Source organism: [Clostridium] citroniae WAL-17108 (assembly GCF_000233455.1).
In the GTDB taxonomy this organism is placed as follows: Bacteria; Bacillota; Clostridia; order Lachnospirales; family Lachnospiraceae; genus Enterocloster; species Enterocloster citroniae.
The window spans coordinates 576,458-594,550 of the sequence record NZ_JH376421.1; the positions used below are offsets into that span (position 1 = coordinate 576,458).

At 48.8% G+C, this 18,093-nt stretch carries 17 protein-coding genes; 3 read left to right on the forward strand and 14 right to left on the reverse strand.

The window, feature by feature from the left end:
• Positions 1 to 43: 43 nt before the first annotated feature.
• The gene (locus HMPREF9469_RS12600; protein WP_007862439.1) at positions 44 to 1,252 is read left to right on the forward strand and encodes an IS110 family RNA-guided transposase; all 1,209 of its coding nucleotides are present in this window, start codon (positions 44 to 46) and stop codon (positions 1,250 to 1,252) included.
• 214 nt (positions 1,253 to 1,466) lie between these two features.
• Here HMPREF9469_RS12600 and HMPREF9469_RS12605 read toward each other — a convergent pair whose 3' ends face one another.
• The 6 genes from HMPREF9469_RS12605 to HMPREF9469_RS12630 form a co-directional block, all read right to left on the reverse strand.
• Entirely contained in the window at positions 1,467 to 1,778 is a 312-nt protein-coding gene (locus HMPREF9469_RS12605; RefSeq protein ID WP_008723307.1) for a DUF5720 family protein, read from the reverse strand.
• 23 nt (positions 1,779 to 1,801) lie between these two features.
• Entirely contained in the window at positions 1,802 to 2,569 is a 768-nt protein-coding gene (locus HMPREF9469_RS12610; RefSeq protein WP_007862442.1) for a BRO family protein, read from the reverse strand.
• 36 nt (positions 2,570 to 2,605) lie between these two features.
• Positions 2,606 to 3,484, reverse strand: coding sequence for a DUF6017 domain-containing protein (locus HMPREF9469_RS12615; RefSeq protein WP_006059572.1), 879 nt, complete (start codon positions 3,482 to 3,484; stop codon positions 2,606 to 2,608).
• A gap of 285 nt (positions 3,485 to 3,769) precedes the next feature.
• Entirely contained in the window at positions 3,770 to 4,042 is a 273-nt protein-coding gene (locus HMPREF9469_RS12620) for a DUF5720 family protein (protein ID WP_007862445.1), read from the reverse strand.
• 11 nt (positions 4,043 to 4,053) lie between these two features.
• Positions 4,054 to 4,983 carry a ParB/RepB/Spo0J family partition protein gene (locus HMPREF9469_RS12625; protein ID WP_006059569.1) on the reverse strand — a complete coding sequence of 310 codons (930 nt, stop codon included), beginning with the start codon at positions 4,981 to 4,983 and terminating at the stop codon, positions 4,054 to 4,056.
• On the reverse strand, positions 4,940 to 5,761 hold the full coding sequence (locus tag HMPREF9469_RS12630) for a ParA family protein (RefSeq protein ID WP_002569249.1): 822 nt from the start codon (positions 5,759 to 5,761) through the stop codon (positions 4,940 to 4,942). Before HMPREF9469_RS12630 ends, HMPREF9469_RS12625 begins: the two co-directional genes overlap by 44 nt.
• A 630-nt stretch (positions 5,762 to 6,391) precedes the next feature.
• On the opposite strand from HMPREF9469_RS12630, the gene HMPREF9469_RS12635 reads away from it, so the two are divergent.
• Positions 6,392 to 6,937 carry a YcxB family protein gene (locus HMPREF9469_RS12635; RefSeq protein ID WP_007862456.1) on the forward strand — a complete coding sequence of 182 codons (546 nt, stop codon included), beginning with the start codon at positions 6,392 to 6,394 and terminating at the stop codon, positions 6,935 to 6,937.
• Positions 6,938 to 6,968: 31 nt separating this feature from the next.
• Positions 6,969 to 7,541 (forward strand): YcxB family protein, encoded by a 573-nt coding sequence (locus HMPREF9469_RS12640; protein WP_007862457.1) that lies wholly within the window; start codon positions 6,969 to 6,971, stop codon positions 7,539 to 7,541.
• A gap of 11 nt (positions 7,542 to 7,552) precedes the next feature.
• Here the strand turns inward: HMPREF9469_RS12640 and HMPREF9469_RS12645 are convergent, their stop codons facing one another.
• From HMPREF9469_RS12645 to HMPREF9469_RS12690, 8 genes are all read right to left on the reverse strand, one after another.
• Positions 7,553 to 8,077, reverse strand: a complete 525-nt coding sequence (locus HMPREF9469_RS12645; protein WP_007862459.1) for a hypothetical protein — start codon at positions 8,075 to 8,077, stop codon at positions 7,553 to 7,555.
• Positions 8,078 to 9,208: 1,131 nt separating this feature from the next.
• Complete coding sequence (locus HMPREF9469_RS12660) at positions 9,209 to 10,921, reverse strand: hypothetical protein (protein WP_007862463.1); 1,713 nt, start codon at positions 10,919 to 10,921, stop codon at positions 9,209 to 9,211.
• A gap of 32 nt (positions 10,922 to 10,953) precedes the next feature.
• The gene (locus tag HMPREF9469_RS12665; protein WP_007862465.1) at positions 10,954 to 12,621 is read right to left on the reverse strand and encodes a hypothetical protein; all 1,668 of its coding nucleotides are present in this window, start codon (positions 12,619 to 12,621) and stop codon (positions 10,954 to 10,956) included.
• 5 nt (positions 12,622 to 12,626) lie between these two features.
• Complete coding sequence (locus tag HMPREF9469_RS12670; protein WP_007862466.1) at positions 12,627 to 14,300, reverse strand: hypothetical protein; 1,674 nt, start codon at positions 14,298 to 14,300, stop codon at positions 12,627 to 12,629.
• Between the two features lie 110 nt (positions 14,301 to 14,410).
• Positions 14,411 to 15,493, reverse strand: a complete 1,083-nt coding sequence (locus tag HMPREF9469_RS12675; RefSeq protein ID WP_007862468.1) for a tripartite tricarboxylate transporter substrate binding protein — start codon at positions 15,491 to 15,493, stop codon at positions 14,411 to 14,413.
• A gap of 33 nt (positions 15,494 to 15,526) precedes the next feature.
• The gene (locus HMPREF9469_RS12680; protein WP_007862474.1) at positions 15,527 to 17,050 is read right to left on the reverse strand and encodes a tripartite tricarboxylate transporter permease; all 1,524 of its coding nucleotides are present in this window, start codon (positions 17,048 to 17,050) and stop codon (positions 15,527 to 15,529) included.
• A gap of 13 nt (positions 17,051 to 17,063) precedes the next feature.
• Complete coding sequence (locus tag HMPREF9469_RS12685) at positions 17,064 to 17,528, reverse strand: tripartite tricarboxylate transporter TctB family protein (RefSeq protein WP_007862475.1); 465 nt, start codon at positions 17,526 to 17,528, stop codon at positions 17,064 to 17,066.
• Complete coding sequence (locus tag HMPREF9469_RS12690; RefSeq protein WP_040416070.1) at positions 17,497 to 18,078, reverse strand: hypothetical protein; 582 nt, start codon at positions 18,076 to 18,078, stop codon at positions 17,497 to 17,499. Before HMPREF9469_RS12690 ends, HMPREF9469_RS12685 begins: the two co-directional genes overlap by 32 nt.
• Between the last annotated feature and the right edge of the window lie 15 nt (positions 18,079 to 18,093).

The window sequence follows — 18,093 nt, forward strand, 5'->3', positions numbered from 1 at the left end:
GATGGATTTCCGGTTGCAGATTCTTTGTGTTGGAGGAATGTGAATGAACTGCGTTGGCATCGATGTTTCCAAAGGTAAGAGCATGATTGCAGTCATGCGGCCCTTCGGAGAGGTAGTGGTTTCACCCTTTGAAGTGCGCCACACCGCCAGCGAACTGAGCGAGCTGGCAAGGCTGCTCAAAAACCTGGACGGTGAGACCCGCGTGGTGATGGAATCCACGGGCAATTACCATGCGCCGGTGGCCTGGCTGCTCCACGGCGCGGGGTTTTATGTCTCCGTAGTCAATGCAATGCTGGTGCACGACTACGGGAACAACAGTTTAAGACGGGGCAAGACCGACAAGAAGGATGCCGTGAAGCTGGCCAACTACGGCCTTGACCACTGGCTCACACTTCCGAGATATGTTCCGGAAGAGGACACCCGGCTCATGCTGAAGACCTGCTACCGGCAGTACCAGCAGTATTCCAAAGTACAGACCATGCTGAAAAACAACCTGATCTCCCTGCTGGACACCGCTTTCCCAGACGCAAACCGCCTGTTTACCAGTCCGCCCCGCGCCGATGGCAGTGAGAAGTGGGTGGACTTTGTCGCCACTTTTTGGCATTGCGAGTGTGTCTGTGGTCTGTCTAAGAAAGCCTTTACCGCCAAGTACCAGAAGTGGTGCAGAAAGCACGGCTACAATTTCAGCCAAGATAAGGCGTTGGATATTTATGCCTCTGCCTGTGGACGCTTCGGTGTCATGCCGAAAACAAATACGGCAAAACTTTTGGTAGAACAGGCCATTTCCCAACTCCAGACAACTTCCGCCGCATTAGCTGCTCTCAAGCAGGAGATGCAGTCTCTGGCAGCTTCTCTGCCGGAGTATCCTGTAGTGATGGAAATGTTTGGTGTTGGCCCTACACTCGGCCCCCAACTCATAGCTGAAATTGGCGATGTGCGCCGTTTTCATTCCAAGAAAGCGCTGGTGGCCTTTGCAGGCATTGACGCCCCGCCCTACCAATCTGGCCAAATAGATGTCCGCAGCCGCAGCATTTCCAAGAGGGGATCTGCCTCACTGCGCAGGACACTTTTCCTGGTGATGGGCGTCCTCCTGCAATGTGCCCCAATGGATGAGCCGGTCTACCAGTTCATGAACAAGAAACGCTCTGAGGGCAAGCCATACCGTGTCTACATGATGGCATCCGCCAACAAGTTCTTGCGTATCTACTACGCTTCTGTGAAAGCCTATTTGGATTCCCTGGAACACGACTGATTTCCCTGCGCTATACCATCTGGCTGGCCGCCGTTTCGATTTTGAGTTGCTCAGCGGCTTGATTTTGTGTTGCCTTTTTCGCTGCTCCCAAAACCTGAAATTTCTACTTGACTTTTGTTAGCAGGTCTTTCCACAAAATGTGCAGGGGTGGTGCATTTATTTCTAAGGCGGGACCACCAGCCGCCGGAGAAGGTATTTCTTCATCGAACCGCCCTCAACGAATTTGCTCAGAACGGTCATAGAGCAAATCTCCATTTCTGACCTTTGCATGACTGAGAATCTTGATCTGTCCCTTTGCCTGACTGTCCAGAGCTTTTTCATAGCCCTTATCTGACAAAAACAGGCGGGTTCGTTCACCTTTCCAGCCCACCGGGGAGTCATGCGTCAGCACATCAAAAATAATCATGTGCCGGGTGTTCTCAGCAAATCGCTGGAGATCCATGTAGTCATGGCCGTGATAGTTCTGCGCTCCAGCTTTCTGGCGCATTTCTTCCATCAGCTGACCGATTGTTTTGCCTTCTGGCATAAAACTCACTTCCTTTCCCACTCTCATACAACCATCAAAATCATGTCTCTCAGCTGAGCAAAGTAGAGTTTGCCTTGCGGGGTTATCAGCGTATAGGAGCCGATATGCCCGTGATTGCAGTAGTCTTTGACACAAAACAGTCCTTCATTGGCTGGCTTTGCATAGGGCAGTACATTACCGGATGCGGTGCGGTACACAAAACGCTTTTCCAGAAGGAAACGGACAAACCGACGCTCCGGGACAAGCAACTCTTTGGCGGTGGTGCGGAGGTTGGTACTGTGATTGAGGTCGATGAACAAATCATAAAAGGCTGCCTTACTCTCCAGCAGGGCATTTTCCTCTCGTAGCGACGCATTTTCTTCCCGCTCAGCAAGCAGCTCGGAGCAGAGCTTTATCAGAGCTTCCGGAGAAGTGGCTATCTCCCACAACTTCTCTTTTGTGAGATAGGCTCCGTGCTTGCGAATGACAGGTAGAACTTCATCAAACACCCATTGTTCAAACCGTTCCGCTGACGGCAGTTTACTATGGGCGATCAGACGATATAGATCACCTTCGGGGATAAAGAGCATTTCGACCATTTGTACCGCGGGGCTTCCATCTGCCTTTTTCCCAGTCTGGACCCCTATGGAACATTTCGTTCCACCCCTGGTATGGTCGCGGACGGCTTTGCGTGGATTGGTATATCCCAGCGCTGTTGCCACATCTGTACCGCAAAATAATACTTTGCCATTCTGTTCCAAAGTGCGAATGCTTCCGAACTCTGGACTATTGAAAATTTCAATCTGATTCATGCTGTGCCTCCTTTGGTGTAATACAAAAGCGGCTGATTACCAGCCGCCTGCGTGCATATCGTGATTTACCAGTGAAGTGTAGTGGTTATTCATGGTGGTAGGAGCGTTGAACAGCACTGCAAGCAGGTACTGCTTGATGTTGTGTACCTGGGTGGTGTTCTTTTGCAGACAGTCCATGACAAACTCGATGTGAGAGCTGTCCAGCTTCAAAAAGCGGGAGCGTACAATTTCATGAGGAAAGTCCGCACCAGAGATCCGGGTGGTCTTTCGTTTGGCACAGACCGTTTCTACCAACAGCTCTACGATCTCATTCAGGTCATCCAGGTAGAGAGGATAACGCTGCTTCAGACAATCATACTCGATATTCTCCAAAATCAATTCCCGATAATTTTCTATCTCTGTGACAGACATCGCATCCCTTCCTTTCCGTTCCGGCGGTATTACCGCCGCTGTTTCCCGGAAGGGAATGGAATCGGTATTTGATCCATGAGTATTTTGTTTTTGGGTATTTGATTTCTTAGTATTTAATTGTGTTGGATTTTCCGGTAACGGATTTACCGCTGACGGGTTTACCGTTATCGGGTTTTCCGACAACGGCTTATCCAACATCGGTTCTCCCTCGATGGGACGCTCAAAAATGGTATACTCATTGGCTGCGAATTTACCAGAAGCATCAGTTGTCTGTCTGCGCCGAATGTATCCGGCTGTTTCAAGCTCATTGACAGCAGAGCGGATTGCATCTTTGCTTTCTCGATTGATATAGCTGAGTCCTGACAGCGTATAATCCCAGTCATCAGGCAGAGATAACATCTGCGACAAGAGACCCTTTGCCTTCAAAGAAAGTCGTTTGTCTTTTAGATGAAAATTGCTCATAACCGTGTAATCGCCAGTGCGTTCTACACGAAAAACAGCCATTTACTTCACTCCTTTCATTTCTCAGGTATGAAAAAAGCCGCAATTCATAAAAGAATTGTGGCAGCGGTTAGGGTCTGTCTGTATCTTTTTTTCTTGCGTCGGTAGGGGCGTTTTGGCATTGGTGGTTTATCAAACAGATCCCTTTCCTGAGAAAATGGTAAGGTTTGAAAAACACGATCAATCTCGGTGGATTCCATATCACGCTGTGAGCGGCAATCTTCTTGAATAGCTTCTCGGATTTCTCTTACAGTACACATATTCATTCCTTTCCTTTCGTTGTATCGGTTATGAACGACGGTGTTTTTTAGGCTTGAAGTCGAGGATATGCCCCTCAATAACATGGGCATATCTCTTAATTTTGATTTCTCGACGCTGCTGGCTTTGCAGAGCTGACTGATACCCGTCCTCTGTGAGAAAAAGCCTCATTTCGTCACCAGGTTCTCCATAAGCAGTAGGGCGCAAGACAGTAAACTCAATCATCCAGAAAGTGCTGTCCCAAAATCGCTCCACTGCAAGAATGTTGTGGCCTTTCAGTTCCCTTGCTGCAATATCTTTCATAGGCTCTCCCTTCATCGTTCCTGATCTCGTTGGCGTTTTTTCTGCCATTGTTCCAGCAGTTTAATAATGGTTTCCTGCATTTTGGCCGGTGTATAGCTTTTGGGGAAATACTTTCGCAAGGTATCGCTGCTCAAGGTCACTTTATCCAGATCACCCTTTTTTTCCTCTGACATGATGGCAAGCATCACATCTTCTGACAATTTCCCTTCCTGGCTGAACTTTTTCATTCGCTGAGCCTGAGAGAGAGAAGGGGTAGCCTGCTCATAGTCCATTGTTTCCACCAGCATTTGCTGTTCGTCCGGTTTCAAAAAAGAGAGTTCATAGGCTGGGTTAAATGCGATTTTCTTTTCATCCACCATATCCAAAAGCTCTGGAATCAGTTCAGTCAAACGAACATATCGCATTACCTGGATACCGCTTCGTTCACCGGCTTCTTTTGCCACCTGGTCTCTGGCGCTCAACTTCTGTTCAACTTGAACAGAAGTCAGGTCTGTTCTTGCTCCTTGATGTTTAATGGCTTCCAGCTTCATTTTGTAGGCAAAAGCCCTTTCACTGGGGAGCAGATTTTCTCGCTGCAAATTGCTGTCAACCATAATAATTGTGGCAGCATCGTCATCCAAGTCGCGCACAATGACAGGCATGGTTTCTTTTCCGGCCAATTCGCTGGCTCTGCGGCGTCTGTGACCGGCTACCAGCTCATAACCGCCATCAGGCAGTGGTCTGGCAATCGCAGGAACCAACACACCATACTTTTTGATGCTGTCTGCGGTTTCTATCATTGCATCATCATCCTTGACCTTGAAGGGGTGATCCTTGAACGGATGCAGTTCAGATAGGGGAATTTCCTGAATTTTTTCCAGTTGCTCGTCTTGCCGACTTTCTTCTGTAGAAAACAGGTCATCTACTGAGGCCAGCTCTATTTTTTTCGCGCTGCTTTTCAAGTTTCAATACCTCCTTCGTCAGATTTTTGTAGCCCTCAGCCACTTTGCCATTAGGATCATGGGCATAAATGCTTTTTCCTTCAGCACTGATTTCTTTAGCCCTGACAGAATGAGGAATTTCTGATGTAAACACCTTGATCTTACTGCCATAGGTTTCGCGCAGAAGAGCGGAGATTTCTTTGGCAAAATTGGTTCGGCTGTCTACCATCGTCAGCAGAATCCCATCAATTTGCAGCTTGGGATTGATTTGTCTGCGAACCTTATTGATAGTTTGCAAAAGCTGCTCCAAACCTTTAGCTGGAAGATACTCTGCCTGGACGGGGATTATAACCCTATTAGCGGCAGCCAGTGCATTGACCGTAAGCATACCCAGGGAGGGCTGGCAATCAATAAGGATATGGGAGTATTGCCCCTTCAGCGTGTCCAGATATTGTCGCAGAATGGTTTCTCGGCTCATAGCGTTTACCAGAGATACCTCCATACCAGATAGCTGGATGTCCGCAGGCATCAGGTCTACGCCCTCAGGGTGGTGCAGGATACCCTCGCCGGGACGAATTGGTTCATCCATCAAAATACGGCCCATAGCGTCTGACAGTGTAAAGGGCAGCTTATCAGGCTGAGGATTGCCCAAGCTGATGGTCAGGCTTCCCTGTGGGTCTCCGTCAATCAGAAGGACTTTCTTCCCGGACTGCGCCAGACCAATTCCAAGATTGGCACAAGTGGTTGTTTTGCCGACACCACCTTTTTGGTTGGCTATGGCAATAATCTGTGTATTCATGATTTCACCTCATTTCTTTCTAAGTTTAGATATGAAAAAAAGTGCCTGCTTTACCTTTCCTGAGAAAGATAAAACAGGCACTTTCACTGGCTCAATACCTCTTGTAATGAACCTCTATGTATGGTAAACTATGTCCACGATACCATGAATATAATTAAGTCTCGACGGGAATTGAACTTTTGGCTAACGCCAAATTTCGCGCCTTTGCAAACAGAGTGCAAACAATAGGGGGCTAAAATCCTTTGTTTTTGCTTGATTTTGCTTGTACAAGGTTTATAGAGAACATGGAGAAAAGCCTTGATATAACTGCATTTTCTTTATCCCTGTTGATAGGGAATATATGCACTGGGTCCATCTCCTAAGCGGAAGGCCAGCGGTTCGAATCCGCTCAGGAACATTAGAACTTACAGCTCGAAAGTCTGACAGAATCAAGGCTTTCGGGCTGTTCCTATATCTATAGAGAAGCCGAATTCACAACAAAAAGAGTTGTTTTTGATTAGCAAATTATAACGGAGAAAGCGCTTGAATCCAGTCGCATGAGATGCTGTAATCATATTAACTCCGCAGGTAACACGGCTTATCGGAATTACGGAAGAAATTACGGATAAACTGTTGGAGGTACGCGTGGATATGGAACCGATTTTTAGAATCGTTATCAATGAGGATAATTCAAAACAAAAAGAGCAATTTATGCGTATATCTGATATGCTGTATTACCAGAAGCAACGGCGTTCCATCGGAAACTGGGTGTTTCTGGTCTGGTGGGGTATCGTTGTGATAAGCTCTATTCTCATGCCTGGCGAGTTGGGAGCCATTCTCTTTCTGATGGTAGCAGTATGGTTTCTTGCCTTGTCTGCGCGCCTTCGCCGCAAGGTGTTGCTGAACACCGGTTTGATTATTGGAAGGATTTTCCGGAAATTGAGAAAGACGGAGCTGGTTCGCAGCCAGATCGATTTTTTTGAGAATGATTTTACATATTATCCCAGTAAAGAATCACTGGTCTGGAAATATCCGGCTGTAGATAAGCTGGCAGAGGACCCGCAGGCCTATTACATATTCTTTGCAAAAGATCAAGGGATGTATTTTGCCAAACACTGCTTTACAGTCGGTGATTCCCTGAATTTTAAAGAATTCATTATGCAAAAGACAGGAAAAGATATGTCGCTAATGAAGTAAACATCAGCAGTTTAAGGGGGGGAACCGGGATATGACACCGTTATTCCAAGTTACAATAGCCAGGGATGCCCAATCCCTTTATGAACTGGCAAAGTATCAGTTAGAACGCAGATACAGTGGAAAACGGCTGAGTCTGGATATAGCTGTACTGCTGGTTGTCATGGCGCTGCACTATTTTATGTACAGGCAGCTGTTCCGCACGCTAATCATAGGATGTCTGCTTCTTTTCATATTTATATGGCCTTATTTTAGCATCAGACGGGTAAGCGTGAAACACAAACAATGCCAGAAACAGGCGGAAAAACTGAAACAGCAGGCCAGCCTTGGTATTCCCTGCGAAAAGGCAGTGTATCAATTTCTGAAAGATAACATCCGTTGGGAAACCAGCTGCGTCAGCGGATATATGGAATACTCCCAGATCCGCAGTATAGAGGAATTTCCAATGTATTTTTTTGTAATCACAACGTCAAAACAGGCATTGATCATCTGGAAAAACAGTTTCACTGAAGGATGCCCCGATCAGTTTCTGCATTTTATACGGCAGAAACAGCAATCCGGTCCGGCTGTTCCCACCTCCACAGCGGGGGCTAAACTTAAAGGTTGAAACCGCCTCTTTTAACAGTCACGGTTTTTCGATGGCCCTTCACATTCAATCTTTTTGGCGCGCAGGTTATTGTAGACATCCTCCGACTCGCACTCTTTTATATTGCAGAATTCTTTTTCAAATTCCAACAGATCCCTGTGTAAAGATCCCATTTCTAGATTCGACAGCATGATATCCTCTTCGGTACTGTCATTTCCTTCTATTTCAGCATATGTCAGGGAATTGCCGATTGTCACGTTGTTTACGGCAGTGCCGATTGACCCTATCATGCATTCATCGTCCATACTGTTCTCGATTTTCAGTCTCACGCTTTCCGGTACTATGTTGCCTGCGCCATCCAGTTCTGATACAAGTTCCAGCCTCAGACCGTCCTCTTCATAAGTATCCATTTGTTTTCCCACGCTGTTCTCCCCATCCTCTGTACCGTTTGGCAAGCTCTGTGTGATACCGGCCGTATCTTTAACGCTGTCCCCTGCCGTATTTGCACATCCGGTTAATGCCAGAAGAAGTATGATTAATCCACTCTTTTTCCACATTTTATTCTCTCTATATTGTAATGCTTAATAAAGTGTCACTGTTAGTTTGCTTCGCACCCAACCTATACATAGTCTTCGATTTTTTGGAAGTATATGCTTTTCATTTTCTTCTTTTCTAATATGTTTTTAACTTTTTCTGTGACTATGACATGCCCCCATACTAAATTCGTATAAAAGCAGATATCAGAGCCATCCCATTCATTTAAATCCACGCCATATCCATCCCGTTCTTCGCTGCGCCACAGTCTTACACAGATCACAGCTTTTTATTAATTCCTGCCTTTTGTTTCTCATATATCCGCAACGCCCCGTTATCACGAGTTCTTTATAATCATCGATATTTTTGTCTAAACGTATTTTGCCATTGCCGTTGTACCATCCTGATAATTCGATCTCCTTTACCATATTGCCTGTAGCTGAAACTTCTGACAGAGCGTTTAGAAATTTACTGCTGACTATAATCCCATTTCTGGAAGATAAATAATCATATTCATATTTTCCCAAATTTCGTACTATATAAGAGTAGGGAAATTATCCCCTATTCTTATTTTTTGTTATGATGAGTTTGATTGGTTAACGGCACAAATATGGGACATAGTTCCCGAAACTGAAAGTGTTAACCATCACTCATTATCTTTTATTCGATTAAGCAAGTTGGGATTCGCTCCCGGGTAACTAACGAAAATGAATAGATAACCGAGTGCTGGACCCAATCATATTAATTCGCAAAGGAGGATCCCCCCTATATGTTAGCTGTAGGTATCGATGTATCTAAATCCAAAAGCACCGTTGCAATTATCCGATCTGATAGGACTGTTCTATCAAAGCCACATGACTTTTCCCATACTATCAGTGATATCGCTCAGCTCACCGATCTGATCCGTTCATACCAAGAAGAATCTAAAATAGCTTTTGGATTCGCGGTCTAATCTGCAAAATATGCGTTCTTTTTATCTGGCCTATCAGAAATGCCGGTCACTGACTGGCAAATTGTCATGGACAAATGGAAAACAGGAAGCGCCGGATCGTGTAATGGATCCAGCGCTTCCTGTTTTTTCCCAAATATTTCCTCTAAAACGTTTCTTTCCAAAGACAGCTGCCAGGTAACCGGCAGCTCAGTCTCCCGGCACTTCAGTCTCCCGGCAGCCGGGCGTTCAGTTTCCGGTACAGGCAGTCCAGACGGTCCGGGTCCAGCAGGGTGTAGATCACATGGGGTTCATAATCCGTTTCCCGGAAAAGCTGTGTAAATTCCCCTTTCATCCGGCTTACGGCCAAAAGAGCCTGCCTGGCCCCTTCCAGGGCGCTCTGCCAAAACTCTTTATCCTGTTCTTCTGTCTCCGTCACATAGCGGGTCAGCAGGATCGCCTCCGTCCCGCAACGGTACATGTCCACATACCGGGCATTAAGCGCCAGACGCTCCTGAAACCATTTCACCTTATCCTGACTCAGCCCCTCCGGGTATTCCCCCGCCTCCTCGCAGAGGGCGCTGATCTTTTTAAATGCCTCCTCCTTTTCCCGGATCGCAGGCTCCAGGGATGACCTTCTGGGAGAAACACAATCCTGTTTTTGGGGGTCCCAGTCCTTTAAAGAGTTCTTTTCCTCCGAGAGCCATACCGCGTGCTCCAAAGAAATGGGAAGCACGCTGGAATCCGAGAATACACAGTCATTTACAAACACGGTCCCGGCTGTAATCTCCCATGTTTTCTTCATGATATTGCCGAACCATTTTGCCTGACGGCTGATACATCCAGTATCCTCTGACCATCCTTCCTCCAGAAGGAATCTGCGGTATATTTCCTGGTCCGGGGTATCCAGATCCCTGGTAAGGGCAGCCCCCGCATAAACATTGATCTTGTTGGGTGTAAAAAAGGAGGAATGTCCGTCCAGGCTTTCCCAGTCCAGGCGGAAAACTGCCCCTGATGCTCCCTTCTGCCTGGCGTCTGACAGTCTGCGCCGGTAGTCCTCTGTCAGGTCCGCGATCCCCACGCCCCATCCGAAATACTGTCCCATGGTATCAAACTCAATCCACTGCTCATGGTCTCCCACATGACCGATCCTGGGATTTGCCGGAAATGTGGGATAGTAATCATGGGGCGTATTCTTCAGGGAAATGATCACATCCGGCGGCAATTCCTCCATCACTGCGGATATCTCCTTCTGGGAAGCGGAATCAAACACAAAGTCACGCACGATCAGTTTTCTGCCAGCCTGGCGGATGGGTTCATACATGGATGTCAGTACCATCCGGTACCAGTCCTCCCTGGCGGCGGACTTACACCTGCCGCAGGTACAGCGGTTGGACTTGATGGAAACACGGCTCTCCCCTGTGGCCGGTGAGGTGATGACCCCCGCCACCTGGGGAAACTCCCGGAAAAACTCCCTGTATTTGACTCCTAAGAACTCCTGCCAGAAGGGGTCCGTGGCACACACATGACCGTCATGGACCAGGTGCGGGTAAAATTCCAGGATAATATCAGGGAAATACAATTCCTTGTTCTCAATATAGACCTGGATTCCCCTTCTGCCCGCCTCTTCCAGTACTCTTTTTAAAAAGGACCTTCTCTGGTAGGGGCAGGAGCGCCGCGTAGGTGTATACTGGTACAGCTTCCTGAAGATCTGGCTGTAGATATCAAATATGGAAGAATCACCCTCCTGTTCCTTATACCCGAAATAGGCTCCCGGGTATACGATCAGGTCCACAAAATCATTCCGGTGGAGTACCAGCGTGTTCATACCGTGCTTTTCAATAAAATCCAGGGCCTTGACCACCCACGGATAGTCCCAGGCATACAGGCTGTGCAGTTCCAGCCCCCGCACTTCAAAGTCCGCTTTTGCTTGGTCCATGATTTTCCTCCCTTCCCTGCCGTCTGTCTTTGTCAGATTGCGTCCAATACCCTGCTGACATCTGCTTTAAAGCGGATCAGCCGGTCTCCGTCCAGCATATATTCCACCACATGGGAATATCCCTTGTTTCTCACCAGGCTGTCATAGCGGGACGCCAGTTCTTCATACCCCGCCAGTGTCTCCCTCGCCTTCTGTACATCCCCGGGATCCTGTGAGATCTCCGCTTTCTTTGTATAGACCGTGGAAATGAGTTCCAGGCGAAAGCCCTCAATATAAGCCGGAAATCCCTCTGCCACAAATTCAAGATATGTCTTTACATTGTGGTTGACATCCGGGCTTGCGGCGGCGATCATGTCCCTCAGCTTCCGGGCCATGGCCAAAGCCTCATCCTTTTCCGCTATCATGACCGGAATATTCTCCCCGGTTGGTTCCACCCGCTTGGATGCATTAGGTTCCCACTGGTCCCGGCTGTGGAACACGGTCATAATATTGTAGGTCAGGTCGTACCGGTCAAAGATCTGGCAGTTCCTGTTAAACACATGGCCCCGCACATGGATCCCCTTTTCAAGGATCTTCCAGCACAGCTGCATCATTTCCCGGAACAGTTCCCGGTCCTTACCTTCCGTTATCTTACAGGGGATTTGGCTGTAGCTGTCCGGGATCAACGGGGACACCAGCCCATGATCAAACCATGCATCATAGACCGCATCCATGTCCGTGTTCACATCAAAGGAAATCATGGCGCCTGCAATCAGGTTTAACATATTAAAACCGCAGAACACACTGGACTGGGTCATATTTTCCCAGTCAGTCCTGAGCATGATTCCGGTTGCCCCCTTATCCAGGTACCGCTGCATCCTTCCTCTCATATCCTCCGATACGCTGCAGGGAAATACTCCCAGGCCAAAGAACTGTCCCCAGGTATCAAACTCCACCCACTGGTTCAGCTTTCCGCAGTTTCCAATGGCAGGATTGTCCGGGAACACCGGATAATAATCATGGGGAACCTTTTTCATGGACATGGTGATGTTGTCGGACACGCTGCCCGCCGCATCCACCATGGCGTACTGGTGGGCCTTGGTATAAGAAAAATCCCTGACAATCAGCTTCTTTCCGGCCCCGTCAACGGCCCGGTGCATGGCTGCCAGCAGACTGCGGTACCATTCATCCACATCATAGTCCCTGCAGCGCTGGCAGGTACAGCGGTTGGCTGCAAAGGACACCATGCTCTCCCTTGTTCCGGGGCTGACAATGATGCCTGCCACATCCGGAAACATTGCAAAGAACTCCCGGTATTTTTCCTCCAGGAACTCCCACCAAAACGGATCCGTGGCGCACAGTGCGCCGTTCTCTCCCCGCAGCTGGGGATATTTTGTGATCAGGTCATTGTGAAAATAGATTTCCTTTACTTCCCCGTAAAATTCCAGCCCATTTTCCCGGCACTTGTCCAAGACCGAACGCAGATAATAGCGGTAATTCTTAGTGACGCTGTTCCTGACCGGATTAAAACTCAGCAGCTCGTCCTTATCAAAATATTTATCCGGAAACACCACCTTGTCAATAAGCTCATTGCAGTGGAAGATAATTCCCGTAAGATTGCAGCTCTTTGCAAACCGGATCGCCCGGTCCACATGAAAGGTGTTCCACATATTGATCCCATGGATCTCCAACAGCCTGTCTTTGTAACTTGGTACACTCATTTCCTTCAGCCTCCCAACTCATCCAGTGTCCTGGAGCAGTCCTCTTTGAACCGCCTTATCCGCTCCGGATCCATCACATATTCCACATTGTTGGAGTAACCCCTGCCGGACACCACTGCGGCCAGGCGGTCCGCCAGCCCGTCATATTCTGCCAGGGTCTCTCCTGCGCTCCTTCGATCCTCCGCGCTGCAGCTTTGCTCCGCCTTCCTGATCCAGGCAGCGGTACGGATCTGGGCATCGAAGATCTCCACATAGACCTCATATACATCCAATACAAAGTTCAGGTACTTTTCAATGTCTGCGCTGACCCCCAGGGCTTCCGGTTTCAGCCAGTTCCTTAAGTCCGCGGCCATCTGACGCGCCTCTTGCTTTTCCCGGAACATGATCTCCATATGATCCCCCACGGGCTGCACCTTTTCTGAAGCCCCAGCATCCCAGTGATCCCGCGTATGCTGCACGGTCATAATAAAATAGGTGAGGAAATACCGGTCAAACATCTGGGCATTCCGGTTAAACACATGGCCACGCACATACAAGGTTTTCTCCAGGATCTTCCATGAATCCTTCATCAGCCTCTTAAAAACGTCAAATGCCTGGGGTGCTTTGGGCACACAGGGCTCCTGGGGACAGGAATCGTATTCCAGGGGGCTGACCAGGCCAAACCGCAGCCATTCCCTGTAGGCGTCATCCAGATCCATATTTACGTCAGCCCCCAGCATTGCTCCGGCAATGAGATTAAAGATATTAAAGGAATTAAAGGTGCTTCCCTGAAGCAGACGCTCCCAATCCGTCCGGAGCATGATCCCGCTGGCCCCCTTTTCCAGGTAACGCTGCAGCCGTCCCTGCATATCTTCCGCCACGCTGCACGGAATGATCCCCAGACCAAAGTACTGTCCCCAGGTATCAAATTCGATCCACTGCTCCAGGTTCCCGCAGTTGCCCACAGAGGGGTTGTCCGGGAATGTGGGATAGTAGTCGTGAGGCGTTTTCTTTAACGCCATAATGATCTTTTCAGATACATCCCTGGCCGCGTCCACCATTGCATACTGGTGGTCTGCCGTGTAGGAGAAGTCCCTGACGATCAGCTTTTTACCGGCAGCATCCAGGGGCTTAAACATGGCTGTGATCAGTTTCCTGTACCACAGATTCATGTCGCAGCACCGGCAGCGCTCACACTCGCACTTGTTGGCAGCCAGGGATACCATGCTCTCCCTGGTTCCTGCGCTGACAATGATCCCCGACACCTTTGGAAACCTTTGGACAAATTCACGGATTTTTTCTTCCAAAAATTCCCACCAAAATGGTTCCGTTGGGCAGACCGCCCCGTTTTCCTTTCTCAGATAAGGAAATTCCTGAAGGATCTCATGGGGATAATAGATTTCCTTTACCTCCACATAAAACTCAAGCCCGGCAGCCGTGATCTTGTCAATTACATTTCCCAGGTAATACTTGTGGTTCTTTGTGTCTCCATCCCTGTTATTGTAGGAAAGCAGGGACACATTGGGCGGAAAATATTTATCAGGCTTAATGGCATGGTCGATTATGTCATTGCAGTGGAAAATAATACCGGTCAGATTAAACTTCTTGGCAAACTCAATGGCCCTCTCCACATGGTATCCGTTCCACATATTAGTTCCGTGGATCTCCAACAGCCTGTCCTTATAGTCTGGTTGTCTCATTTTCATCCTTTCTGCTCTGTTAAAAAAGCCTATAAAAATAGCCGGACTTCAATTTATACCTTAAAATCCGGCTATATTCAGAATCAGTCAGTAGTTGTTTTCCTGCCCTGTTATTCGGTCAAACGGTCTCCCAGCTCCTCAAATGCGCTCTTATACATGTCAACTGAATCTGTCCATGTCTTTCCAAACTCCTCATGATCCTGGAAAGCCACGGTAAATCCATAGCTCTCAATGGCTGCTTTTACTTCCGGCACTTCGAGACAGGCGCGGTAGCAATCCTCATAATATTTGATCACTTCATCGGACACGCCCTTGGGAGCCGCATAGCCATGGAAGAAGCCGTTGGTCAGCCACTCATACCCCTGCTCCTTGGATGTGGGCACATCTTTGTAGATGTCACTTGTAAGGCGGTTTGGATCCAAAACAGCGATGGGCCTTAAATCGCCGGATTTTACATATTCCTGACCATCGGAGGGAGCCTGTACGGTTACTTCCGCATGTCCGCCAAGCAGGGCTGCAATGGAGGAGGCCCCACCGTCATAAATGACTGCCGAGATGTCGCCGCCATTCTTAAATGCAAAATATTCCAGTTCCCAGTGGGTCTGTCCGCCCCTGTTATTGCAGGCCATTACCACGTCCCGGCTGAGGATGGCATCTTTTAGATCGTCCAGGTTCTGGATATCGCTGTCCTTGGCCACATAGACCACGTAGGGAGCATAGCCGATCTGGCACAGAGGCTGCAGCTCCTCATAATACTGGTACGGGGTCTCCGCGGTAAGGCAGTTTACCACAACCGCTGAGTTGGTGTTGCCGATGGTCAGCCCGTCCGGTTTTGCATTGATCAGCTCCGTAAAACCAATAGCACAGCCGCCGCCGCTGATATTGTTGATCACCAGAGGTGTGGCAAAGCAGGAACCCCCTTCATTGGCAAAGGTCCTGGCCAGCAGGTCCGAGCTTCCGCCCGGTCCATAAGCTACTATGACCGATACGTCCTTATTCGGTTTCCACCCCTCCGCTTCCGGGGCCTTCTCCGTCTGTCCTCCTCCTGCCGCCTCTGTTGCCTGTGCACCACCGGGCGCCTCTGTAGTGGCCGCTGCTGTCTCGGTTTTGGATGAGCTGCCGCAGGCACCCATGGTCATGGTCATTGCCGCCGCGAGAACCGTTACCATTGCTTTTCTTAAGTTCTTTTTCATTGAATATTACCTCCTCCTAATAGTTTACAAGTTTTAAGCTTCCCCCTGATTTGCTGCCTTTTGTTTCCCGAAAAACTGTATCAGGCTTTTTGCAGTTGAGTAGACCAGCGCGATCATGGCAATGGAAAGGATCGCCGCCGCGATAGGACGGTCCATCAGCGCTGCCAGCAAATTGCCTTTATACAGCGTCATGGTGCCTAAAAATGAATTTTCCAGCGTGGGACTCAGGAACAGCCCTACGGCCAGCGCCGCCATATTATACCCGCAGGCGCTTAAGAAAAATCCGAAGATACCGCAGATCACCATAACCCCCATATCAAACACGCTGTTGTTAATGGCGTAACCGCCGGCAAACGTGATAAATGTGATCAGCGGCATTAAAATGGTAAAGTCCACCTTCAGCAGGCTTGCCCAGATCCCTACCAACGGCAGGTTGATAATCAGCAGCACGATATTGCCGATGAACATACTGGCGATCAGCCCCCAGAACAGATCCGGATGTTCTGAGATAAACATGGGGCCTGGTGTGATCCCATGTACGATAAAAGCACTCATTAAAAGCGCCATGGAACTGGTGAATGGAATGCCTAAACTCAGAAGGGGAACCATGCCCGCATACATTGCAGCGTTATTGGCTGCTTCCGGCGCTGCCACTCCTTCCAAAAGTCCGGTTCCAAAGGCATCCGGATGCTTGCTCAAGGAGCGCTCCATTCCATAGGCGAAAAAGGTGGCAAGGGTGGAGCCTGCTCCGGGCACCAGACCCACTCCGAATCCCATGATGCCGCATCTGCCAATGGTCTTATAGATCTGTCCGAAATCCTTCTTATTGGGAAATTGTTCCCTGAGGTTAAAATCCGCTACTTCACCCTGATTCTCAGGTATGCAGATGGCACTCATCAGTTCCGTGATCCCATACACACCCATGATAAATGTAACAAAGCTGATACCCTTGTACAGATCCACCACACCGTATGTGAACCGCAGGGTCCCATACAGGTCATCCAGTCCCACACAGCCCAGGATCACGCCAAGGCAGACCACGATCAGGCCTTTCAGCTGGTTTTTCCCGGATATGGTGGTGAGAAGGACCAGTCCGAACACCACAATCGCAAAAAACTCTACCTTTCCAAAACTCAGGGCAACCCTGGCCAGGGCCGATGCCGCAAAGGTCAGGCCGATGAGGCCAATGGTTCCGCCGCAAAAGGAACTGATAGCCGCCACGCTCAGGGCTTTCCCTCCTTTTCCCTGTTTGGCCAGAGGGTGCCCGTCAAAGCAGGTCACAATGCTGGTGGCCTCGCCGGGAATATTGACCAGTATGGAGGTGATGGCGCCGCCATACTGGGAACCAAAATAGATTCCCGAGATCATGATCAGTGCGCTGAGCGGCTGCATACCAAAGGTTACAGGCAAGAGGATGGCCACTGTTCCGGAAATCCCAAGCCCGGGCAATACCCCGATCAGCGATCCCAGGAGACAGCCGATCACCGCGCAAAAAATATTCATAAGTGTCAGACAGTCCAAAAAACCATGTCCCAGCAAACCCAATGTCTCAATCATACCCGTCCCCCCTTTAGAACCACGCTGCGCCAGGCAGCGGGACATTCATGGCATATGTAAACAGAGCCCACACCAGTACACTGAAAATTCCCGAAATCACCACTGGTTTGACATATCCCTTCTGTCCTGTCAGCTTCAGCATGATCACCAGACAGATGAATGTGTCCACCGCAAATCCGATCTTCTTGATCAGGAATACGTAAGCACCGCAGAGAAGGGTGTAGTACAGCCACTTCTTCCAGTCCACCTCCGCCAGCTTCTCAGGCGTCTTGTTCTCCTTAAACAGCTCAATCACCAGATTGATCACAGAGAAGATGATCAGGCCCACCGAGAATATGGTGGGTGCGAACCCGCCCTGAGGCCTTGCAAATGAACCAAATTTCAGATCATGACGCGATGTGAAAAAAGCCGCAATTCCAAACAGCAGGAGCGCCAGGGCCACAATCTTATTCATTCTGGACAATATTTTTTCCTTCATCTTCCTTCCCCCTTTTGTGCTTTACTTTCAGTTGTATGAACCGTTTTTTATGCTCTTGCAGAACGTTTGCCAGCAGATAGACATCGTCAAAGCTTTCCTTGTCAATGCGGATGGCCAGCAGGTTTTTAAAGACTTTATCATCAAAATACAGGATGTAGTCTTCCCCGCACCAATACTGACCGCGCAGGGCTTTATATCCCACCGTTACTTCAGGACAATTCCCCACCTTCACCAGTATATCCCTGTTCCTAAACGTTACCCACCCCCTCTGCCCTTCCAGTGACTGAAGCCCCTGTATTAATTGGGGCCTGATGGCTGCCGCGTATACCAGTAATGTTAAAAACAGGACCGATATGAGTCCGCTGAATATCATAAGCGGAGCTGCTGCTTCACTGCCCTTCATGGAGATTGCCAGGATTACTGTCATTGCCAGGGAGAAGATCAGGCTGAGGCTGATTTGTCCCAGATTCAGGATCTTTCCAAGCAGACCATTTACCAGCCGGATATCCCTCCCGTCCATTTGGAAACCAAGTTTAATTTGTTTTTTCATCCCCAATGTACATCC